A 23,452-nucleotide genomic window follows, 5' to 3' on the forward strand; every position below is an offset into this window, starting at 1 on the left:
ATACTGGTCTTATAACTCAATAACCTTTAACCTGGACTCAATTTAACGGGAAATGATGTTTGGCTAATTCACATATTTCATCATGCGTTATTTCTGATTTGCTGGCAACTGCCCATAAGTCATAATGCGGATGGCCTCGATTAATTGCGGCAATTGTCATGAAACCAACACCACGTAAAGTTCCAACTAATATTTTCTTAGTAAACCCACATTTATGTGCCATGTTGAGATTCCCTTGTTCAATAAAAGGACGATATCCATAAAGAATATCTATTGGTGAAATGGGGCCGGCTGGTGAGGTATAGACTGGATCAGTCAGTTTATCTTCTGCCACTAAGGCACATACTGATTGCAGATCAGGGCATGTTATCACTAAAAAACCATCCGGCTTCAACACTCTCAGAAACTCCCTGATGGCCACCGGCACTTCATGCGCATACAAATGTTCAATATTGTGGGCAGAAAATATGGCGTCAACAGATGCTACATTTACGTCAGACATATCTGTCATGGTTCCAACTATATCGGGATTAACAGTTTCATCAATATCCAACCTGATCTCCCGCCAAAGATTATTATTAAATCCGGAAGTTGTGTACGCTTTATTTTTTGATCCACAGCCCACATGCAAAAAAACTTTTTCCATTGAATTTTCGGTCATTCGTATTTTCTCAATTTGCGCATATTTTGTTTTATACATGCCCTGAAAGGCTGCACCCAGATTTCTTGCAAATCGCTTCGCATCCATGAGATGAGAATTTCGTACATGCTCTCTTTGACCGGACCGTAATTTAGCCAATTCCGACAAATCAGAACTGAGTTCAATTGCTTTTTTCACATATTCATCAGTATCTTCCACAACCCACGCTGATAGACCTGCTGCTATTAGAATACTTGCACCTTGGCGTGCAAGGAGCGTTTTCCCAGCAAGCGTTAATGTCGGCACACCCATCCACAATGCCTCACAGGTCGTTGTCCCACCCGGATATGGAAAGGTATCCAGAACCGCATCCACCTTCGCATAGCTGGCAAGGTATTCCTTTCGTGATTGCGGCCCGCACAAGCGCAATCTGTCCTCATGTATTCCAAACTGTGCGAGTCGTTTTATAAATTGTGTTCTGGTTTCCGAACAGCCCAATTGTTTGTTCTGAATCCGTAAATGTACTTGTGGCAACAATTTAAATAATTCAGCCCATACCTTCAAAACATCATCATTCAATTTTGACAATGTTTGGTAGCAACCAAAAGTAAAATAACCATTCCGGCTGGCAGGTAACGTCGCCACATTTAAAGAAACAGCCTCTTCAGGTGGTGTAAAACACATCCGGGTTTCCGGCAAATACCAAATTCTTTCTGTGAAATGCGTATGATGAGATTCTGGCACCGATATTGGATCTGCAAGAAGATAATCGATGCTGTCCAGCCCTGTAGAAGCAAAGTATCCAAGCCAGCTCACCTGTATAGGAGCAGGCCTATAGGCAAACAATGAAAGGCGATTAAGTGCCGTATGACCAGCCAGATCCACCAGTATATCTATGTTATCTTGATGCACTTTGCTGGCAGCCTCTTTATCATGCATACCAGCTATAATGTGCCATTGACTAAAACAGGTTTTTATTCTTTTTGTTAGATTATCTTCCTGATTTCTTGTTGAATAAGCAAAAAGTTCAAATTTATCCTGTTCCAGATTTCGAAATGTACTCTCCAGAAAATAGCCAACTGGATGTGATTTTAAGTCACCTGATACAAAACCTATCCGTATCCGCCGCGATGCATTTTTTCCAGGTATCCCCGAATGATTTATAAAAGGTTTAATAACATTCGCTTTTAGGCTATATTTTCTTGCTTCCGCCAAATACGCTTCGGGATAGCAGTTTTTATCCGCGCTGAGTGCATAGAGCAGATTACTATGAATCGCCAGGTCATTCGCTTTAAGTGACAGCGCTTTCCTGTAATACTGAACCGCCTCACTCAATAATCCTTGATGTTTAAACACATTGCCCAGGTTGTTAAGTGTCTGAGCGTCATTGTTGTCAAGCGCAAGGGCCAATTTCAGATGCTGTTCAGCTGCAACCAGCTGCCCCTTCGTTTGCAGAATATTACCCAGATTATTATGCGCATTTTTATATTTTGGATTTAAATAGATTGCTTGCCGGTATGCTTTTTCGGCTTCTGTCAGTTTTCCTTGTAACTGCAACGCATTGCCGAGGTTATAATGTGCCACCGATAACTCAGGTTTATACTGAACCGCCAATTTGAATGTTTCGATCGCAGACTCTTGATCTCCCAGAGCTGTTAACGTAATCCCCAAATTACAATAAACTTCCGCACAATCCTGCTTTCCAGCAATAAATCTTTGATATATTTCCTTGGCCTGAATTAATGCCCCTTTTTGTTGCAATATTGCGCCAAGGGCAAGACAAACCTCCACATTATCCGGCTCGAGTTCAAGTGCCTGTTGATAGTTTCTAATATTTTCATTTACATTATCTGTCATAGGCTTATCAGATTCTTTCTAAGAATTTACGGGTTGGCTACTTGCCTCAGAATCCTTAATATACCAAGCGAGAGAGGATTTGTGGTGAAGGTCGCGTGTATCACTCGCGGTAGCACGGCAGTCAATTCAAAACAAAGATTGAAGCGAAACAAAAACTCAGCGAGATAACGATGCCCATACAGGGCGTGATTGAATAAAGTTACGTCCGCTGAACGCAGTCTTGAGATTGCCCATGCAATGGTCGACCCAAAGTAGTCTGCGAAGTATTCGGAGTACCGTACGGCGAACATGCCATTCCCAACGATGTGACCTTCATGCTGTTCAGCAAACAGTCTATATCAGCTTCGAAACAGCATGTATCAACGGTTTCCTCAGGTGCAGTAAATGCAGGCTTTCACCAAACATTGTTTAAGTGTTCATCTGTTCAATCAGCCACAGGTACTCATGGCATGCACTGTGAGCTGCGACTTCGTTCCCTGTCTGATCGCTGACCTAGACGGCGTTGCTCTTCTCTCAACAACATGGTTTGTAACAAAACACCTGCTTGACCGATCTTGCCGTTTTGTAACTTATCCCCTGCTGGGTTTACACGCCAGGAAATTTAACTATCTCTCAAATCCGGCTCTGGACACTTCGCATTTGAGCCGGGCCAATTACGTCAAATAATCCACTGATACTCAGGCTAAAAACAAAAAACCCCTGGCTTTTGTTCAAAGCCAGGGGTTTGTTTGCTGATTAAGTGAACTCCTAATTCTAAGTACTGGGGTTCACTTGATAATACACCTGATATTAGGTGGTAATGAGCATCAAATCACCACCAACAACAGTGAAGTCACCAGCCACTAATGTATCTGTTGCTATGCCGGTTAAAGCCACCGCAAATTCACCTGCTTCGATAATTCTATCACCATCAGTATCCTGGTAAATGTACGCTACTGTGGCGCTGTCAATATTGACAAAGAAGTCACCGGCATTGGTAACCATTGTGGTACCCAGTACTACATCGGTGGTACCTACTGTCACGGCCGTTGCCTGTACTTCAGTATCAAACTCTGCAGATATACCAGCAGCTGCTCCTAATGTAGCGCCATCCAGGCCTGTGATCGTATCCGTTAATGTGGCACTGATACCTGTTGTCGATGCATCACTGACAGAATCTCCTGCTGCATAGACAAATTTCAGAGCGTCATCTGCACCGTTACCAATCACGTTGTTGGTAACCGTATCGGCACCTTTACCACCGTTAATCGTTGTGCCAGATGTGCCACCTGCTTTAGCGGTCAGCGTAATAAGGTCATTACCATCACCTGTGCTGATGGTGCTGCCGCCAACAGCGTTATCGGTGACGGTATCAACATTCGAACCACCGGTGAATGCAAACGCGTTCGTTGTTGCTAGAGATGCATCATACGTTGATGTACCTGTTAGGCCTGAGAAGTCGATATTACCATTCACACCAAGCGCCTGCGCACCCGTTGTAATGCTTACATCACCAGGGCCCGATACTGTCAGATCTATCATGCCTGTGATATTGGCCATTGTTGCAAAGGTAGCATCGTCGATGGCATTAATGGTAATAGTCTCAACACCTGCCAGTGTCAGGTCACCACCTACCACCAGTGCTTCCGATGTCGTTGTATCACCGTCCGATATGGTCAATCCCAGTGTATTCAGCGTACCTGCCATTGTTGCATCTTTAATGCTCAATGTTGTCGCACCCAGCGCGCCAATTACCGTTACATTCGCAGCCTGTGTAGCGTTCATGTCAGTCACATTGGAGCCTGCAGCACCCAGCCAGATACCTGTAATCGTTGAACCTGTAATCAGGTCCATATCAATCGCTGCAGCAGCTGATGACAGAATTTCAAAGCCCTGATAGATAGCGCCTTCTGCTGTGGTATCAATATGTGTGGCATCTGCCAGTGTCAGAACATCGTTATCACCACCAGCTGCGTTAACGACACCTGTCTGCCCACTTGTAGACGTTGTAATCATATCTTTACCTGCACCACCGGTAAATGTAGCTGCAACTGTTGCTGACAACGTTGCCGATACACCACCTGCTGTCAGTCCGGATGCATTAATTGAAGTAAAGTCGGTATCAAGGGCGCCCAGTACAACCGCAGATGTTTCAGCCGCAGTTGCTGTTGCTGCAACGCTGGTTGCCGCACCGCTTACTACCAGTGACTGAGCAGCCGCATTGGTGCCGATTGCCAAACCGCCTGTGGCCAATGATGTGGCCGCATTGATTGTAGTCGTTGTGACCGTACCGTTTGCGGTAATTGTACCAACTGTATTCGCTGCGCCGGTTGAGTTAATTGTCAGCGAAGTTGGATCAGCAGCAGCTGCGCCATTTACAACAATCGCGCCTGCACCCAGTGTTCCACCTTTGATATTCAGAACCTGAGCTGTCGCACCAGCCGCATAGGTAGCAGTGGTTGCCGCATTTGTTACTGAATTATTACCGATGACACCAACACTTCCACCTGATGGGACATTTGTAACGGTTACAGCACCCAGACTCAGGAAGCTATTAAGGTCAGTCGCACCCGGCGTGGCGGACGCATCGAATGCAAATGTATCTGCAGCTGAAGAGCCGCGCAGATTGAAGATCTCAATGCCATTCACCAGTGCGCCATTGGTATTGGTAACACCCGCACCTGATGAATTCGTAATATTGAAGATGTCTATGCCAGCACCACCTGCGACAGTATCCGCACCTGTCAGTGTTGAAGTAGTACCTGCTCCGACGAATCCACTGAATGTATCCGCCCCGGATGTACCAGGGAAATTATCAGCGCTCGTTGTCAGTGATGTGATCAAAGAGCCTGCAGAATCTACCAAATCGGCAGCCACCGTTAATGTCTCACCATTAACAACAGCCTCGACGCTGAAAGATTCAGCCAGTTCAGTCAGACCGTCCTCTTTACCGGTCACGGTAAATGTCGCTGTTGTACTTCCTGCAGGAATCGTAACAGTGACAGAAGTGAATGTACCTGAAACGAAATCGTTCAGGTTTGTTGTGCCAGTTCCCTGATCTGCGGCTGCGTTATCGCCAGCCACTACCGTAAACACAACGTCTGTGTCTTCAGCAACCGCTTCACTGGCAGTTACTGTAAATGTCACTACGCCGCCTTCTTCCACCGAAGCAGCTTCAGCAGCCAGTTCAAATACAGGAGGAAGCGCCACACCTCCGGCAATCAGCAAGGCTCTTGCTTCAGTTGCAGTCAGTACAGAATCGGTAGGGATGCCAGCAACATTCAGTGGAGCGGACAGCTCTTCGAGCGTGGTTGAAGGGAAATTGGCGGAATAAATTGATGCCAACTGCGCTTTATTCGCCAGCAAGTTAGCCCAGGGCACAAATGCAGGAAAATCAGTTGCCAGAGATTCAGAAGACAGGAAATTAACAACGTTTAAAGCGATCTGTCCAGCATCCGCACCTGCTTCAAGGCGGCCTGAAATATAAGCTTCGGCCAGTGAACCGGGGCTTTCCGCATCATCATCAGCAACAAAGCCGAAGTTGCTCATCAAAGCATCTGTTCTTTCTTCTGTGGTGGCTTCAGGCAAGAATGTGGCCAGTGTTATTGCAAAGGCTTGCGTACCATTAGCCTCTACAAAGTCGTTCATTACTGCGAGCAGATCACTGCCAGACGCTGCACCAAACAATCCTGCAACAATTTTGTGAATTTGAGTTTCCTGGTTATCCATGGGTGCTCCCTTGTTAAATTAAAATCAAAATTTGCAAGCTTTTGTTCTGACTCTTTATGCTTGAATAATAAAAATTACTGTCACATGCTCACACAAAAAGCTAGTTAGAACGCATTTTGCACAAAAGCAACAGGGTTTGCAAGTAGCACGATCAAGTTTTTCCATTGCTTACGCAAGTATTGTCGCATTTTTACAACGCCATGCCAAACTAAAGCAAATATTCTTCAGGTGAACTCTTCAAATAAAAATATAACAATTTGAAAAATTTTATTTTTTTATTGTTGCGTCATTACCGCGCATAACCGGCAGGCTCGATTCTGGCTGAAGCCAATCTTTATATTCATTTGGTGAGGCAACAAACTGTCAGACAAACACTTTGAAAGCTGTCCAGAAATGGAACAACTTCATGATCGGATCAAGTTCATATTCTATACTTCGGCAATATCTGTAATAATGCCGTTTTTTAGTTCATTATTGATTTTCCTTGCGCCCGTCCAATACGACTCATTTCAATATTTTTCACAGTCTGCTGCAAAACCATGCACTCGCCATACAAATGGTTAAACGTGAGGTGCTGGGCCGCTACAAAGGCTCTTTTCTCGGTCTGCTCTGGTCTTTAGTCAATCCCATATTAATGCTTGCGATATATACTTTTGTATTTAGCATCGTGTTTAAGGTGCGCCTGGATCAGAACAATACACTTTATGATGACAAGGTTACTTTTGCGCTGTTATTGTTTGCCGGGCTGATTGTTTACAATCTGTTCAACGAATGCATCTCGCGCGCACCCGGTCTCATTCTTGTCAACACCAATTATGTAAAAAAAATTATTTTTCCACTGGAAATTTTACCCTGGGTCACCATGGGCGCTGCGCTTTTTCATGCCTGCATCAGTTATCTGGTATTACTGACTTTTGTTTTGATAATCGGCCATCCGTTACATTGGACACTGCTATTTCTGCCGATCGTGCTGCTGCCGCTGCTGTTGCTCATCATGGGACTATCCTGGCTGTTAGCGTCCATCGGGGTTTTTGTTCGCGATATTGGACAGTTTATCGGCCTGATATTGACGATGATGTTATTCATGAGCCCTATTTTCTATCCTGCATCCGCCCTGCCGGAATCTGTGCGCGATTATTTGTTTCTTAATCCACTTACCTTCATCATTGAGCAGACACGCGGGGTCATACTGGCCGGTAACCCGCCTGACTGGGCTGGGCTGGCTGTTTATTACCTGATTTCCACATGCATTGCATGGGCCGGGTTATTCTGGTTCGAAAAAACGCGCAAAGGGTTTGCCGATGTCCTTTGAGTCAATTGGCGCAAACCCCGTCATCCAGGCCAGCAAATTATCCAAATGTTATCAGCTATATAACCAACCCAAAGATCGCCTTAAGCAGTTTCTATGGCGCGGCAAGCGCAGATATTATCGTGAACTATGGGCATTACGGGATATTGATTTCACAGTCGCACAAGGTGAAGTGGTCGGTATTGTCGGCAATAACGGCTCAGGAAAATCAACCTTATTACAATTAGTAAGCGGCACGCTGACGCCGACAGGCGGCGAGCTCTCGGTTAACGGCAGAATTGCAGCCCTGCTGGAACTGGGCGCCGGATTCAACCCTGAATTTACCGGACGAGAAAATGTACTGATGAGCGCGGCTATTATGGGATTGACACAAGCCGAAATAGCTGACCGCTTTGAAGCGATTGTTGATTTCTCTGGAATACGCGACTTTATCGACCAACCGGTCAAAACGTATTCCAGCGGCATGTATGTTCGTCTGGCATTTTCTGTCGCTATTAACGTCGACCCCGATATATTAGTCATTGATGAAGCCTTATCCGTGGGTGACGGCGCTTTTGCCCGAAAATCCTTTGACCGGATCATGCAGTTTAGAAAAGCCGGAAAAACAATTTTATTTTGCTCACACTCAATCTATCAGGTTGCTGCGCTCTGTGATCGCGCAATCTGGCTGGATCGAGGCAGAATTGCCATGATCGGCTCAAGTGGCGATGTGACCAATCAATATGGTCAAACGCTGATTGATACAGACAGTCACATGACCAGGTTTGCATCATCCCAATCCGCGCCGTCGCGACAGGCTTCCGATACTAATAATGGCGCGGCACGTATTACCGGCGTGCAGGCAGCCGTAGACGGCATGAGCGGTACAATTTTACAAGCCATCAGTCAACAAAGCACCTTAACTATTGCTGTTCAATTCGATTTCGACCCGGCATTACCCACACCGAGCCTTGTCGTTACTTTTTCCACCACTGACGGCCTTGGTATCAGCAGCGCCTCATCCTATCATGACGCAATCGATTTAACGCAGTATCACATGCAAAACAAAAAGATTGAGGTTGTCTTCCCATCAATACCGCTGCTTAAAGGCGATTATTCATTAAGTGTATATCTAGGCTGCGAGAATGCGCTGCATTGTTATGACGCCGCTCTGAATATCATTCAATTGAAAATTGAACAGGAAGGCACGGAACAGGGATTTGTTATGTTGCCGCATCACTGGAAATAATGAATATCTGTTTTCTACTCGAATCGACCGAATTATCTGGCGGCGTGCGCGTCGTTTTTGACCAGGCATATCTGCTTATGCAAAGAGGCCACAAAGTCACGATTCGCGCCAGATTGGGAAATCATCACTGGTATCACCATACAATCAATATCAACTATTTTGATAATCTGGCGCAACCCTTTTCAACAGATACCGTCCCGGATGTTGTAATCGCAACGTTCTGGACCACAGCACAGGCCGCCCTGCAACTGCATTGCCCGCAGGTATTTCATTTTTGTCAGGGCTATGAAGGCGACTTTCCCGAATATGCCAGCCTGCGTGAGCAAATCGAGCAGGCTTATCGCCTCCCCATTCCCAAACTCACCGTCGGAGACTGGCTTACAACGCGTCTGCAACAAATTTACGGCAATTCCAGTTTTACCGTGCAGACAATTGGACAGCTTGTCGACACAGCGCTGTTTACGCCACATTCATTTGCATATAAACAACTATTGAGAAAGTTATTTCGCCGCCCGGCAAAAATTTTACTGATCGGCTTATTTGAAAGCAGCGTCAAAGGCATACCCGATGCTTTAAACGCAATCAGCCTACTGAGGCGGAAAGATGTCAGGCTCTATGTTACCCGCATCTCCAACCGGGCTTTGTCAGATAAAGAAAAAGAAATAACGCCCATTGATTGTTATTTATCGAAATTATCACCGCAAGCAATGGCGCGCTTATATCGTGCGCATGATTTTTTGATAGCACCATCGCACGCAGCTGAAGGATTCGGGTTACCCTTTGCTGAAGCATTGGCAAGCGGCGTGGCCTGTGTTGCCACCGCCATCCCTTCTCACTTGAGTTTTGATGAAACACATGATTATGCAGCATTTGTGCCGCCATCCGATCCCACGGCCATTGCCCATGCCATGCGCACACTATTAAACAGTCCTGATCAGCAAATGTATCTTCGCAAACGCGGACCGCAGCTCATGCAAAAACTATTCGCTGCTAATGCTGCTGCAGAACGTTTGGAGCAAATATGCTTAAAATCATTCGATCAATAAAACACTCGTATCCAATGTGGCGTTATTTTTTTTTGGATTTGCCGTTTTGGGCAATCGGCTGGCGCACCCAGGAGCGCTGGCTGCGCATGCAATCAACGTTAAAAAACGACGCATTCGCGTTTAAAAAAAGTCTGCAGGCATTTTACGCCAACACAAACGATGTCATTGATATTGATCATGCCGTTGATAAAGCGCTGCGGATCAGGGCGATACGAAATAGTGATGCTTACGCGTGCCTGAGCATGAATAAAAAAAATTTAGATAAAAACTTTTCAATCTCGGGTTTTGAACATTTGCACAATGCGCTCGGGCTGAACCGCCCAATAATTTTACTGACAGCGCATACGGGCAGTTTTTATACGATTGCCATTGCGCTGGGGCAACTGGGGATTCATATCGACCCTGTTGCACGTACAGTCGACAATTCACAATATAACCCGCTACCGCAACAGTATTTTGAGCATAGCAATTATTTTCTAACCCAAACCAAAATGCAGGGACGTTATGTTTTTACCAACAATGCAAATAAGATAGACAGGCATATTATTAGCGCCTGTAAAAATAACGGAATTCTGCTGGTCTTACCCGATATTCCACGTAAATTCATACCCACCAGCCGTTTCCCAGTGCAACTGCTAGGCAAAAAAGCTTCATTACCTACGCGCATTATCGATTTGGGTATTAAATACAACGCACTCTTTCTGACAGTATGGAGCACGATCGAACTCAGGCCTGATTATTCCTTTAAACGCCACCTGCGCATTGACCCAGGTATTTCTACTGCCGACAAAAAAACTATTTTACAAAATTATGCCGACCGGTTATCCAGTATCGTCCGCCGGGAGCCATGGCAATGGATGGGTACTGCCATTATCAATCAATACGATGAGGAAACCGCATGAATGAATCACTGACGATATTTACATCGATCACAGCATCCTATACCTACTCATCCGAGCTTCGACTGTCGCTGGAAATGCTGCAGCAAACATTTCCCCATGCCAGCTGGATAATGCATACTCCTGATTCAACGCTGTCATTAAAGGAACTCGTCAGCCTGAACCTGCCGCCGGCTGGCTACATTTTATTTATTAAAGAGCCTGCAATGCTGGCCAGTAAAGAAATGTATCCTTTATTAAAAAAACATCTCGAACAAAACCCCGAAACTCAGATAGCGCTGCCGAATGATCCTGCTAACGCGCGTATTATTTTAACGCCAAACTACCATACCTTACGCGGCTTTGAGCAATTCAGTCAGCAATTAACGCAACATGATAATGCCCCCATTGGTTATGACGGAAGGGAGTGCTGGCTGTTTCTGATCTCAGCGCAGTCTCTGTCAAATCTCGATCTGCCTGACGATCTTTTTGAACTGCCGCACCAATTGCCGGCTGAACAGATCATGATCATACCGCAGGCATATACCCATCCTTTTTATAATTATTATCGTGAAACCCGTCCCGACATCCTGCCTTTTGTGCCGGAAAAAATTCAGTCTCTGCTGGATATCGGTTGTTCCCGGGGCGGATTTGCCGCCACAGTCAAAAAAACAATCGGCTGCAGGGTTGCCGGCATTGAAATAAACCGCCATGAAGCGGAAGTTGCACAAGCCACACTCGATGCATTATGGGTTGGCGATGTTTTATCACTGGATATTCACGATCGATTTGACTGTATCAGCTGCCTGGATGTACTGGAGCATATGCCTGAACCGGAGAAACTGTTGAGCAAGATAAAACAATGGCTCACGCCTGATGGCAATATCCTGTTAAACGTACCCAATGTCGGCTTCTGGGCTGTAGTTGACGATCTGCTTGCAGGCCGCTGGGATTATGTTCCAGCGGGCATACTATGCAATACGCATCTGCGTTTTTATACGGAGCATTCTTTGCGGCAGTTACTCGACAGCTGTGGGCTGACGGTCACTCTGATTGAAAAGCACTGCATTCCAATACCCGAGCAAATATTGACCGGTTTTAACAGTTACCAGAAATCAGGATTGGATGTCGATTATGAGAATTTAGCAACAAATGCCTTTACTGTTTTAGCAAAATGCAAGTAATTATTTCAGGCTCCTTGGCAATATTTTATTACATGCCGGCGCTTCATCTTGTTTCTTAACCAAGACTTTGATCTTTATTGACTCCAGCTATCATCTCTGATAGCTTCCAAGGTCTTTTATTAACCGAACAATCTCTCACCAAGGCTATTATTACAGGATGAAATGGCAGTGCCGCTGGGCAACAAAACAAGATCGTGATGTATTGCTGTCTCTTTTTCTATCCGCCTTTGGTCATCCCATGAACGCCAGTTTATGGGCATGGAAATATGACTGGCAAGACGAGTTCGGCGTTCTGGCCTACACCGATAACGGTATTATTGCTTATTATGGCGGTTTGCCACGATTATTCTGGTTACAAAAAAAAAAAATTAATGCCGTTCAAATTTGTGACGTCATGGTCGCACCGCAAACACGGGGATTATTGACAAAAAATGGTGCATTTGTTCAAACCGCGAAAACTTTCCTGACTGCAAAAACAGGTAAGGACAAGACTTATCGCTTTGCTTTTGGATTTCCGTCGGACAGAGCATCACGTCTTGGTCAGAAAACAGGATTATATGCCCGCATCGACACTATACTGGAAGCCTCCTGGCGAGCCTCAACACCTCAAAAAAAACTTTTCTGGCTCAAATCCAGATCATTATCAGAAAATGACAATACAACCATTAATCAACTTTGGCATACTGTACAAAAATCGCTGCAAAGTTTTTTAGTGCCTCAAAAGGACGCACAATTCTTCGACTGGCGCTACCTTAAACATCCCACGCATACTTATATTGCAAAACTTGTATCCTGGAAATGGAGCAACAAAATTGTCGGCATTGTCATTTTACGCGACCATGGGCCAGAACAAGGCGTGGAATTAATTGATTTGCTGGGACTTCCTGATAATCTGGGTCAATTATTGAGAGTGGCTCAAAGATATGCCGGCCAAATTAATCGTTCACGCATCTTTGGCTGGTTAACGCCCAATATCCTCTCCTGTTTACCCAAACCGGTCACACAATCTGAAGTTGCCGGTGTACACATTGCCACACCCGATCTTGTAAAAACAGCGAATCAGTTACAATCACGCTGCTGGCTCATGAGCGGCGACACTGACTTCAGATAATTCAATATTAACCTTATCAAATTTCATCTGCAGCTTCCATGATTTCGATTATTCTGGTTAATTACAAAACGAATGATCAGCTACTTGATGCGGTTGCATCGGTACTGACCCAAATAACAGCTGATCCACTTGAAGTTATCGTAGTCGACAACAGCCCGGCTGACACCGCACATACTTCACTGGCTGCGCAATTACCGCATAACGTCACGTATATCCAGAATAATAAAAATATCGGTTTTGCCAAAGCCTGCAACCAGGCTTTTGATTATTCCAATGGTGAATTCATACTACTGCTTAATCCCGATGCGCGTTTGCTGCCGTCAGCCTTATCGAAGCTCACAGAAAGTTTAAAACAACACCCGGATGCAGGCGCGGTTGGGCCACGCGTATACTGGGACGACGACTGTCGATTTTTAATGCCGCCCAGTACCTATCCATCCATTGCAAGTTTTTATAAAGAAGCTATTTCGCGGTTGCATCCGCTAATGTCTCAATACTCGTCAATTGATTTTCGCAAAAAAGTGCTGCAAGCATGGACCTGTAATACACTCGTGCCCGTAGAGGCTTTATCAGGCGGGCATATACTGATACGCCGCGAAGCAATTCTAAAATGCGGCGGCCTGTTTGACCCACGTTTTTTTATGTACTGGGAAGACACCGATCTCATGCATCGTTTAAAGAAAGCCGGCTATCGTTTATATCTGGAACCTGAAGCGAAGTGCCTGCATTACTACACGCATGCGCATACCAAAGATCATCTCATTGCACAAGGCTGGTCGATCTTTCAACTGAAACATTTCCGACACAATAAGCGCTTTCAGTTTGTGAACTGGATAAATAAACGATTACCGCCTGCTGCAACGCCCGACATAATGCCGATCACAGTAAAACATGAGAAACTGATATTCCCCGTCCCCTCTGAATTACAACATGCCTGGCTACTGGAATTAGGCACATCACCGCAGTTGATACCGGCAATCGGTCATTTTGGCAGCGGTCCCACAGCTGAAGTTGACACTGCTTTATTCCAGCGCTTACAAGACAAAATTTATTTCGCACGCTTATCCGAACCTGTATCCAGGCCAGATTTGATATACTACTGGCAATGGCAGGGCTATCCATCAAAGACTTATTAACAACAAGACTTTAATTCAATAGAATCATTGGAAAACTTACTTATTCCCTTCCAGGCCGTTAGAAAAATCACCGCCAAGCGCGTGCTGGTATTAGCCCCACATCCTGATGACGAAGTATTCGGCTGTGGCGGCGCGATTATGCGGCATGTTGAGCGCCATGTGCCGGTTCAAGTCATTATCGTCACCAACGGCGCATATGGCGTCAGTCAAGAGGCGATACCCGACTATATACGTCAGCGCCAGCAGGAAAGCCTCGCCGCCGCCGTCATACTCGGCTACGGCACCCCGGATTTCTGGCAATATCATGACCGAGACCTATTCTACGGCGAAAAACTGATAACGGAAATTTTAACGGCTATCCATGAGACCGGAGCCGATCTGGTTTACGCCCCTTCCGTCTATGAAATTCACCCTGATCACCGCGCTCTGGGTATGGCAACAGTTGAAGCTGTTCGCCGGACAGATAAAGACAGCCCGGTTCAACTCGCATTATACGAAGTCGGACTGCCCATGCGCCCCAATCTATTCCTGGACATCAGTGATCTGGCTGCGCGAAAAATGAAAGCGATGGGTTGTTTTACCTCCCAAAATGCTAACCAGCGCTACGACCTCGATATAGCCGCACTGAACCGCTATCGAACCTACACCCTGCCTGCGGAAGTTACTGCGGCAGAAGCTTATATTCTGACAAACAAAACAGAATTGTCAGGCGATCCATTCAGGCTTTACCAATCCGAGCATGCGCGCCAACAAAAAAAAGGACTGGCACTGGATACAAAAGACATTCCTTTGGTCAGCGTCATCATCCGCAGCACAGATCGCCCCACATTGACTGATGCGCTTGACTCCATAGCACTCCAGACATACGCCAATATAGAAGTTATCGTTGTCAACGCCAAAGGCCCTGAACACAGCGAACTGGAGCCGTGGTGCGGACGTTTTCCGCTGCGCATGGTAACGCCTGCGCAGTCGCTGCAACGAAGCAGTGCAGCAAATACGGGTTTACAGGCTGCCGCTGGTGCTTATTTGATTTTCCTTGACGATGATGATCTTTTTTTACCGGAACATATCGCCCATCTTGTCAGCGCCCTGCAGCAACACACAGGTTTTCGTTGCGCCTATGCGGGTGTGCGCGTCGATTATTATGTGAACGAAAAGCTTGAAACATCAGGCGCATTCAATGAACCGTTTGACCAGCGCAGACTTTGGGGAAGAAATTTCATCCCGATACACGCTATCCTGTTTGAGCGTACCCTCTTGGCCGAGGGCTGCTGTTTTGATGAACAGCTTGACTTGTTTGAAGACTGGGATTTCTGGGTTCAAATTTCACAGCATACTTCAATGTTGCACGTTGACAAAATCGGCGCGGTTTATAGAAATTTCGGCCATTCTGGATTGGGGCTCAAGCAAGACAAAAATACCATGAGAGCGTTGAGAGGTAAATTCTATAACAAATGGAAAACGCTGCTGAGCGGTGAACAGTTGGATGATTTGATAGAATACAGGGAAGAAATGATCACCGGCCTGCAGCATAATTTAGCAGCCATGCGTGGCCAATTGGCCAGCAGTGAAAACCAGATCGAGACACTGTTGAATCAACAGAACCGCTTGATGCAAGAATCACTTGCAGCAAGCGCAAGAGAAGCTTCTTTACAAAAAACGATTAACGATTTAACCCAGTCGACATCCTGGAAAATAACTGCGCCGCTACGGTTCTTTTCAAGGATTTTACGTGGTCAAAATCACGCGGCAATGGACGGCCTGCGCCGCCGTTTTATGCCCATTCTGCGCACAGTTTACTGGTGGCTGCCTGCCGCATGGCGCGACAAGATATTAACCATGGCATACCGGATTGCTGGTCCTTTTTTTTCCGGCATGAATCATTACGAACTCTGGCGTTCCAACTCAAGACGTGCTTTTTATCGCCTGCCCACAACCGCTACGGGTTTTCTGGCAAACATGATTGATCTATCAGGATTTTCTCCATCCACCAATGAAATACCCGGAAGCATAGCCATTCACGCACATATTTTTTATCCCGACCTGGCTGCCGAGTTTGCGAAATTTCTACGTAATATGCCGTTTGCATATGATCTGTTTGTCTCCACACCGGATGAAGCTGCCAACGTAATATGCAAGCAGCACTTTACCAAGTTACCACGATTGAAACGACTGACAGTCACTACTGTACCAAACCGGGGACGCGACATAGCACCGATGTTCTGTGCATTCGGTGATACTCTGAAAAATTATGATTACATCGCGCATATCCACAGTAAAAAATCACTCTACAATAATGGCGCCACTGACGGCTGGCGAGAATATTTATTAACCAATCTATTTGGCAGCGACCAGCAGATACGCAGAATTTTTACACTGCTTACTGATGAAAATAAAGCCGGTCTCGTTTATCCACAGAACTTTGCCAGGTTGCCCTACTCCGCGTATACCTGGCTATCCAATCAAGCACTTGGCCGCACCTGGTGCAATAAACTCGGCATTCATCCATTTCCCGCCGGATACTTTGATTTCCCCGCCGGCTCGATGTTCTGGGCCCGGACAAAAGCACTGCATCCATTGTTTGAAGCACAGATCACAATTGAAGACTTCCCTGAAGAAGCGGGCCAAACAGATGCGACTCTGGCCCATTGTCTGGAACGATTATTGGTGCTGGTAACCAAAAAATCAGGATTTAACGCCGCGATTCTCAGGGATATACCGTCAAACAGCTGGTCCCGTTGGCGCTTTGAACAATATCTTGTGCGCAAACCGGAAAATATTCAAGCCAGATTGTCGGATTCTTCCGTGCAGGTTGTTGTTTTTGATATTTTCGATACACTGCTGACACGACCACTGCTCTATCCGGAGCGGATCAAATCGATTATTGCGCAACGCGCCGGGGATGAAGTAGGAAAAATTTATCTGGATTTACGGGCAACAGCAGAGTCTCAGGCACGACAAAAAGCCGGAAGAGACATTAGTCTTGATGCGATTTTTAAAGAGTTGGCCGCTTTATCCGGTCTTTCACCGGAAAACATCGAAAAACTGCGCCACCTGGAAGAGATCACCGAAATGAGAGCCGTCGCACCAAGGACGGAAGTGATTGCTCTACTGTACACGGCTATCGCCTTGGGCAAACATGTGGTGCTGGCCAGCGATATGTACCTGCCGAAGTCAACTATCGAAGCCATGCTTAAAGAAAACGGCATAACCGGGTGGCATCGGTTATATGTATCTTCCGATCTTGGCCTGCGTAAAGATACAGGGGACCTGTACCGTCATTTACTGTCTGAGGAACAGGTTACACCCAATACTGTCATGGTTATTGGAGATAATGAGCACTCCGATATCCAAATACCCGGCAACATGGATATGAAATTATGCCATATTCTGCGCCCGGTCGAATTGGCACGCACTATGCCGCGTCTGGGACCATTAATTGAAAAATCGGTTTATCATGAAGACTTGAATGTGCAACTCACACTTGGAACCCTTGTGCAGGAAACCTTTCAACCCGTATCGTTTCCAGGTTTTGATCCTTCCGATCTTGTTCCTGCCACACCCTGGTCGATTGGATTTGCCGTTGCCGGCCCCTTGATTCTTGCTTTTGTTCAATGGCTGACAGCGAAAGCAGCTGCAGATGGCATTCAGCATTTACTTTTTTTGTCCCGAGAAGGCCAAATCCTAAAAACAGTGTACGATCGCTGGACATCCAATGATACGCAGGCCGTTGCCTCCGATTATCTTGTTATTTCCCGCCGCACAGTAACGGTTCCAATGATTTCAAACCTTGATGATATTTTTGAAATTGCCCGTATACAGTTTTCACCCAATACACTGACCACTTTTATAGAAGAACGCTTTGGATTTACATTATCTTCTGCAGAATGTGACCATTTTGCGCATAACAAACTATGGCCAAAAAATAAACGGGTCTCTGTTGAGGATCAAAATATAGATCATTTGATACCCCTCCTTCGCACACTGGAGGAAAAAATACTCGCTCAGGCCGAAGATGAGCGCACTGGATTATTTGCATATCTGGATGGAATGAAATTCAACTCAACCGAGTCTACCGCCGTAGTTGATATCGGATATGCCGCGACGATTCAGGGTCGACTGAACCGCTTATTACATAAACCCGTGCATGGTTATTATCTGGTCACTGAAGAGCGTGCACAAAAGATTTGCGTTGAGCATAACGTCATTGCACAGGGCTGTTTTGGCCACTATGTCAATGCTTTCAACAATCCACCACTGGTTTTCAAAGAAAGTTTTTCTATGGAAAAGCTACTCAGTTCTAACGATCCACAAATTGTTCGTTACCACCTTAGCAGCACAGGCGATATTGTGCCCGAGTTTCGCAAGCTAACCGAGACGGAACGCCAGACGATGACAACTCGTGCTGAAATACAACGCGGCATCATGGATTTTGTGGACCGCAGTATTGCCATCCGGGCGGAACTAGTCAGTGACTTTATCGTTCCTTCAGAACTTGCAAAAGATTTGTTTGAAACATTTGTCGAGCAGCCTTCCAGATCAGAATTGGATATTCTGAGAAAATTGACTCTGGATGACTATTATTGTGGCCGCGGCCTGGTAAGTTAGGTTACCATTGCAAGCGCCCTATCACTCCATAAAGCCCACCAATGGAAAATCCTTTTATTTCTATTATCATAGTTAATTATAATTCCGGTGACATGCTGTCCAGAGTAATGTCTGCACTAGCCGTGCAAACTTACTCGAATTATGAAGTTGTTGTAATAGATAATCACAGCGTGGACAATTCCTGGCAAGCGGCCGAACACACCAGCTTTCCGTGCCAACTTGTTCGTTTGGAAGAAAATATCGGTTTTGCAGCAGCAAATAATCTTGCCATAGCGGATTATATTCAAGGAGACTGGATTTTTTTACTGAATCCCGATGCTTACCCCGAGCCGGATTGCCTGATGGCTGTCACAAGAAATATCACCCAGATGCCTGAAATAGACTGTTTTGCGTGTACATTGATTAATGCAAATCTACCGATGCAGCTGGATGGTATAGGCGACACTTATCATGTATCCGGACTGCACTGGCGTCATGGTCACGGCTCACATCACGCAATCGTTCCTGCTCAGCCTGTAGAAGTATTTTCTGCATGCGCAGCAGCGGCTTTTTATCGCGCATCAACATTTCGCCAGCTAGAAGGCTTTGATGAATCTTATTTTGCCTACTCAGAAGATATCGATCTGGGTTTCCGATTGCGCCTTGCCGGTGGTACCTGCATATTGCTGCCCGATGCCAGAGTACACCATGTCGGCTCGGCAATCACAGGTCGTTCAAGTGACTTCTCGATCTATCACGGACACCGCAATCTTACCTGGACGTTCATCAAAAACATGCCGATGCCTTTGCTGTTTTTTCTGTTGCCGATTCATTTAGCCATGACAATTTATGTGGGATTGATGTTTGCCCTGAGTGGCCGCTTCAGACCTTACGCGCGCGCCAAAAAGGATGCAATCCGGCAATTAGGCCCGGAACTGGCCAAACGAAGAAAAATCCAGCCCCAACGTACCTGCTCTTGTTTCAATTTGCTCCGCATGATGTGCTGGCTTCCCCGCAATCGTTTTCAAAAATGACTGCCAAACAATTTGGCCCGAATAGTCACGTTAACACTGAAAGACTGCCCGTATCAGTTGTAATTGTCAACCACAATGCGGGCGCGATATTGGCAGACTGCGTTGCGCGTGTATATGATACAGTTAAAGAAGTTATTATTGCTGACAATGCATCAACAGATTCCAGTCTTTCGGGATTAACCACCCGGTTTCCTGTAGAATCCCGTATGAAACTGATAGCAACCGGTTCGAATCTGGGATTTGCCGCAGGTTGCAATATCGGCCTTGCCGCATCAACAGCACCCTATATTCTGTTTCTCAATCCGGATTGTCTACCCGAAAAGCAATCACTGCGCCGCATGGTTCAGGTACTTGAGCGGGATCCGCAGATTGGCATGACGGGCGGATATTTAATCAATCCGGACGGTACCGAACAAGGCGGCGGACGACGCGCCATTCCGACGCCGTGGCGCGCATTTGTCCGCGCTTCCGGACTTTATCGTTTAAATAAATACTGGCCACAATTTTTTTTCGACTTTCATCTGCATCGACAGCCATTACCACGGACACCTGTTGAGGTAGAAGCCATTTCCGGCGCGCTGATGCTAATTCGACGCACCGCAATTGACAATGTCGGAAGCTGGGATGAGGGTTATTTTCTGCACTGTGAAGATCTTGATCTGTGCATGCGATTCCGACAACAGGGCTGGAAAATTTTTTTTGTCCCGGACGCGCCGGTTATTCATCATCAAGGAACCTGCAGCCGTGCACGACCCTTTTTTGTAGCCTGGCACAAGCATAAAGGCATGCTGCGCTTCTATCGAAAATTTTTTCGAAACAACTACCCGGTTTTGTTATCAGGCGTGATTGCATGCGGCATATGGTTACGACTAAGCCTCACTTTATTATTTTACTCGACGCGACATCTCTATAAATTGTTAAAATTCAAGAATGGATAAACAACACGTCGGACTCCTGGGCGCAACCAGTCTGGTTGGAGGGTGCATACAACAGCAATTGCTGAACAAAAACTGGCGAATCACTGCGTTTTCCCGTAAGAAGATCAGAAACAGTCACACCCACATTACCTGGCTACAGCTTGGAACAAAATTTCAGCCCATACCGCACACCAACAATAAGATTGTTATCTGGATATGTGCTGCGCCAATATGGGTTTTACCCGAATACTTTGATCTTCTGTTAACTTATGGGATACAGCGGATCGTTATTCTGTCTTCAACCAGCCGCTTTACCAAAAATGTTTCGTCCGACCAAAATGAACAACATACCGCACAGTTGTTAATAAAAAGTGAAGACCAGGTGCAAACATGGGCAAGAATCAATAATGTTGAGTGGATTATTTTAAGGCCCACCCTGATCTATGGTATGGGACGCGACAAAAATATTACTGAGATAGCACGCTTTATTCTTCGTTTTGGTTTTTTTCCGTTATTGGGTGCTGCTAAGGGCCTCAGACAACCCATTCACGCAACTGATGTCTCAACAGCATGTATTCTTGCCCTGGAAGCTTTAAATTTGAAAAACTGTACCTATAATCTTACGGGTGGAGAGACACTCACTTACCGGGATATGGTCAAACGCATTTTTTCAGCACTCAATAAAAAGCCACGTTTAATCCGGATTCCGCTCTGGCTGTTGCGGTTAATTATACCGATAATGAGGCGAATACCGCGCTATCGGCTCTGGACTGCAGCAATGGCTGAACGCATGAATCAGGATCTGGTATTTAATAGTTTAAACACTCAACAGGATCTTCATTTTTCGCCCGGATCGTTTGTTTTGTCTGCTAAAGATTTACCATGAAAACAAATTGTTTTTAAATCCTCGCGCTTACATTGCCAAACCCATTTTCATAGAACGATCTTTATTTTTGCATATAATCTTTAATGAATGAAACCAATATTTAAAGCCCCAAAGAATGAAATCACGGAAGTTTTAGTCAGTTTCAAAAAGGCTTTCAACACCATCGGTGTTTTCAGCGCTGTAATTAATGCTTTGATGCTCATGCCTGCCATTTACATGTTGCAACTTTATGACAGCGTTTTAACGAGCCGCAATGAAATGACGCTGCTGATGCTGACATTAATCGTCATAGGTGCCTATATTTTTCTGGGTGCACTAGAATATATCCGCAGTTTTGTCTTGATCCGTGTCGGCGCAAAGCTCGACATGAAATTAAACAAACGCGTTTATACCGCTGCTTTTGAGCAAAGCCTGAAGCAGAATGAAGGTAATGCCGGTCAGGCATTGAAAGACCTGACCAGTATCCGCCAATTCATGACCGGCAATGCTTTATTCGCATTCTTCGACGCACCCTGGTTTCCAATCTATATATTTGTTATTTTCATGTTCCATCCCTGGCTGGGGATATTCGCTTTATGCGGCACCACGGTTCTCATTATTTTGGCGTATATCAATGAGAAAGTATCCCGCAAACCACTGGATGAAGCCAATTCCATGGCAGTGGTTTCAACCAATATGGCATCCAATAATTTGCGCAATGCTGAGGTTATTGAAGCCATGGGAATGCTGCCCAATCTGCAAGCACGCTGGGACAAACCCCATAGCCGTTTCCTCAATTTACAAGCGGAAGCCAGTGAAAAATCCAGCGTGGTTACAGCCATATCCAAATCAAGCACCGTGGCACTGCAATCATTGATGCTGGGCTTGGGCGCATTACTGGTATTGGAAAACCTGATTTCTCCGGGCATGATGATTGCCGCATCGATTTTAATGGGCAGGGCCATTGCGCCGGTTCAGTTATTAATCAGCGTATGGAAACAATTTGGCAGCACCCGCAGCGCATACGAACGACTCACGAAATTGCTGGAACAAAATCCCGCCCGCAAACCTGGGATGGCGCTACCGAAGCCTACTGGCATTATCACAGTTGAAAATGTTACAGCCGCACCGCCCGGTTCGCGCGTGCCTGTAATCAAAGGGCTGAACTTCTCTGTTTCAGCCGGTGAAGTATTAGGCATTATCGGCCCTAGCGGTTCCGGGAAATCCACATTAGCGCGCCTTCTGGTTGGTGTATGGCCTGCTGCATCCGGGAAGGTACGTCTGGACGGCGCCGATGTTTATCTGTGGAACAAGGATGAACTGGGACCTCATATCGGCTATCTACCTCAGGATATCGAACTGTTCAGCGGTTCCGTTTCTGAAAACATTGCGCGCTTTGGTGAAATTGAATCCGAGAAAGTCATTCTTGCCGCCCAACGCGCAGGTGTTCACCAGATGATTCTGAATATGCCAGCGGGTTATGACACTAAACTGGGTGATGGTGGCGCAGGACTTTCAGGCGGTCAAAAACAACGCCTTGGCCTTGCGCGCGCCATGTATGATGATCCAGCTTTAATTGTTCTGGATGAACCCAATTCCAATCTTGATGAAATTGGCGAACAGGCGTTGTTGACTGCGTTGATTGACTTGCGCAAACGCGGTAAAACAATTGTCCTGATTACCCACCGTAGCAGTATTATCAGCGTCACCAATAAATTATTGCTACTGCATGAGGGTATGGCAAAACTGTTCGGTCCAACCGAGAAAGTGCTGACTGAATTGCAAAAACAACAGCAAAAGCAGCAACAGGGACAATCTGTTAAACAAACGCAGGAAGCACCCGTTCCCCAAGCACAACAAAAGCCAATACAGACTGTCAATGTCTTTGACCCAGAAACTTGAGCTACTATACAACACACTTCAAATTCGCATCAAAATGACACAAGCACTCA

General features: G+C 45.9%; 14 protein-coding genes. 12 read left to right on the forward strand and 2 right to left on the reverse strand.

The genetic code is table 11. The annotated features are described in order from the left end of the window. Positions 1-37 precede the first annotated feature (37 nt). Together C8R11_RS06045 and C8R11_RS06050 are read right to left on the reverse strand one after the other, a co-directional pair. Positions 38-2,497 carry an O-linked N-acetylglucosamine transferase family protein gene (locus tag C8R11_RS06045; protein WP_107794923.1) on the reverse strand — a complete coding sequence of 820 codons (2,460 nt, stop codon included), beginning with the start codon at positions 2,495-2,497 and terminating at the stop codon, positions 38-40. Positions 2,498-3,286: 789 nt separating this feature from the next. Next, positions 3,287-6,205, reverse strand: coding sequence for a beta strand repeat-containing protein (locus C8R11_RS06050; protein ID WP_107794924.1), 2,919 nt, complete (start codon positions 6,203-6,205; stop codon positions 3,287-3,289). A 484-nt stretch (positions 6,206-6,689) separates the two neighbouring features. On the opposite strand from C8R11_RS06050, the gene C8R11_RS06055 reads away from it, so the two are divergent. From C8R11_RS06055 to C8R11_RS06110, 12 genes are all read left to right on the forward strand, one after another. After that, positions 6,690-7,517 (forward strand): ABC transporter permease, encoded by an 828-nt coding sequence (locus C8R11_RS06055; protein WP_244907568.1) that lies wholly within the window; start codon positions 6,690-6,692, stop codon positions 7,515-7,517. After that, positions 7,507-8,742 carry an ABC transporter ATP-binding protein gene (locus tag C8R11_RS06060; RefSeq protein ID WP_107794925.1) on the forward strand — a complete coding sequence of 412 codons (1,236 nt, stop codon included), beginning with the start codon at positions 7,507-7,509 and terminating at the stop codon, positions 8,740-8,742. The genes C8R11_RS06055 and C8R11_RS06060 overlap by 11 nt, the downstream gene beginning before the upstream one ends. Further along, positions 8,742-9,788 carry a glycosyltransferase family 4 protein gene (locus C8R11_RS06065; protein WP_107794926.1) on the forward strand — a complete coding sequence of 349 codons (1,047 nt, stop codon included), beginning with the start codon at positions 8,742-8,744 and terminating at the stop codon, positions 9,786-9,788. Before C8R11_RS06060 ends, C8R11_RS06065 begins: the two co-directional genes overlap by 1 nt. Beyond that, complete coding sequence (locus tag C8R11_RS06070) at positions 9,764-10,690, forward strand: LpxL/LpxP family acyltransferase (protein WP_107794927.1); 927 nt, start codon at positions 9,764-9,766, stop codon at positions 10,688-10,690. The genes C8R11_RS06065 and C8R11_RS06070 overlap by 25 nt, the downstream gene beginning before the upstream one ends. Next, positions 10,687-11,850 carry a class I SAM-dependent methyltransferase gene (locus C8R11_RS06075; protein ID WP_107794928.1) on the forward strand — a complete coding sequence of 388 codons (1,164 nt, stop codon included), beginning with the start codon at positions 10,687-10,689 and terminating at the stop codon, positions 11,848-11,850. Before C8R11_RS06070 ends, C8R11_RS06075 begins: the two co-directional genes overlap by 4 nt. Before the next feature lie 157 nt (positions 11,851-12,007). Continuing rightward, positions 12,008-12,961 carry a GNAT family N-acetyltransferase gene (locus C8R11_RS06080; RefSeq protein ID WP_107794929.1) on the forward strand — a complete coding sequence of 318 codons (954 nt, stop codon included), beginning with the start codon at positions 12,008-12,010 and terminating at the stop codon, positions 12,959-12,961. Positions 12,962-12,999: 38 nt separating this feature from the next. Continuing rightward, positions 13,000-14,097: a glycosyltransferase family 2 protein gene (locus tag C8R11_RS06085; RefSeq protein WP_107794930.1), complete on the forward strand. Its 1,098-nt coding sequence runs from the start codon at positions 13,000-13,002 to the stop codon at positions 14,095-14,097. 27 nt (positions 14,098-14,124) lie between these two features. Further along, positions 14,125-18,705, forward strand: coding sequence for a rhamnan synthesis F family protein (locus C8R11_RS06090; protein WP_107794931.1), 4,581 nt, complete (start codon positions 14,125-14,127; stop codon positions 18,703-18,705). A 41-nt stretch (positions 18,706-18,746) separates the two neighbouring features. Continuing rightward, positions 18,747-19,718, forward strand: coding sequence for a glycosyltransferase family 2 protein (locus C8R11_RS06095; protein WP_107794932.1), 972 nt, complete (start codon positions 18,747-18,749; stop codon positions 19,716-19,718). Continuing rightward, positions 19,715-20,656, forward strand: coding sequence for a glycosyltransferase family 2 protein (locus tag C8R11_RS06100; protein ID WP_107794933.1), 942 nt, complete (start codon positions 19,715-19,717; stop codon positions 20,654-20,656). Before C8R11_RS06095 ends, C8R11_RS06100 begins: the two co-directional genes overlap by 4 nt. Continuing rightward, positions 20,649-21,521 carry an NAD-dependent epimerase/dehydratase family protein gene (locus C8R11_RS06105; protein WP_107794934.1) on the forward strand — a complete coding sequence of 291 codons (873 nt, stop codon included), beginning with the start codon at positions 20,649-20,651 and terminating at the stop codon, positions 21,519-21,521. Before C8R11_RS06100 ends, C8R11_RS06105 begins: the two co-directional genes overlap by 8 nt. Positions 21,522-21,608: 87 nt before the next feature. Next, positions 21,609-23,402 carry a type I secretion system permease/ATPase gene (locus tag C8R11_RS06110; protein ID WP_107794935.1) on the forward strand — a complete coding sequence of 598 codons (1,794 nt, stop codon included), beginning with the start codon at positions 21,609-21,611 and terminating at the stop codon, positions 23,400-23,402. The last annotated feature ends 50 nt before the right edge of the window (positions 23,403-23,452 follow it).

This window comes from Nitrosomonas aestuarii (genome assembly GCF_003046585.1).
Classification (GTDB): domain Bacteria; phylum Pseudomonadota; class Gammaproteobacteria; order Burkholderiales; family Nitrosomonadaceae; genus Nitrosomonas; species Nitrosomonas aestuarii.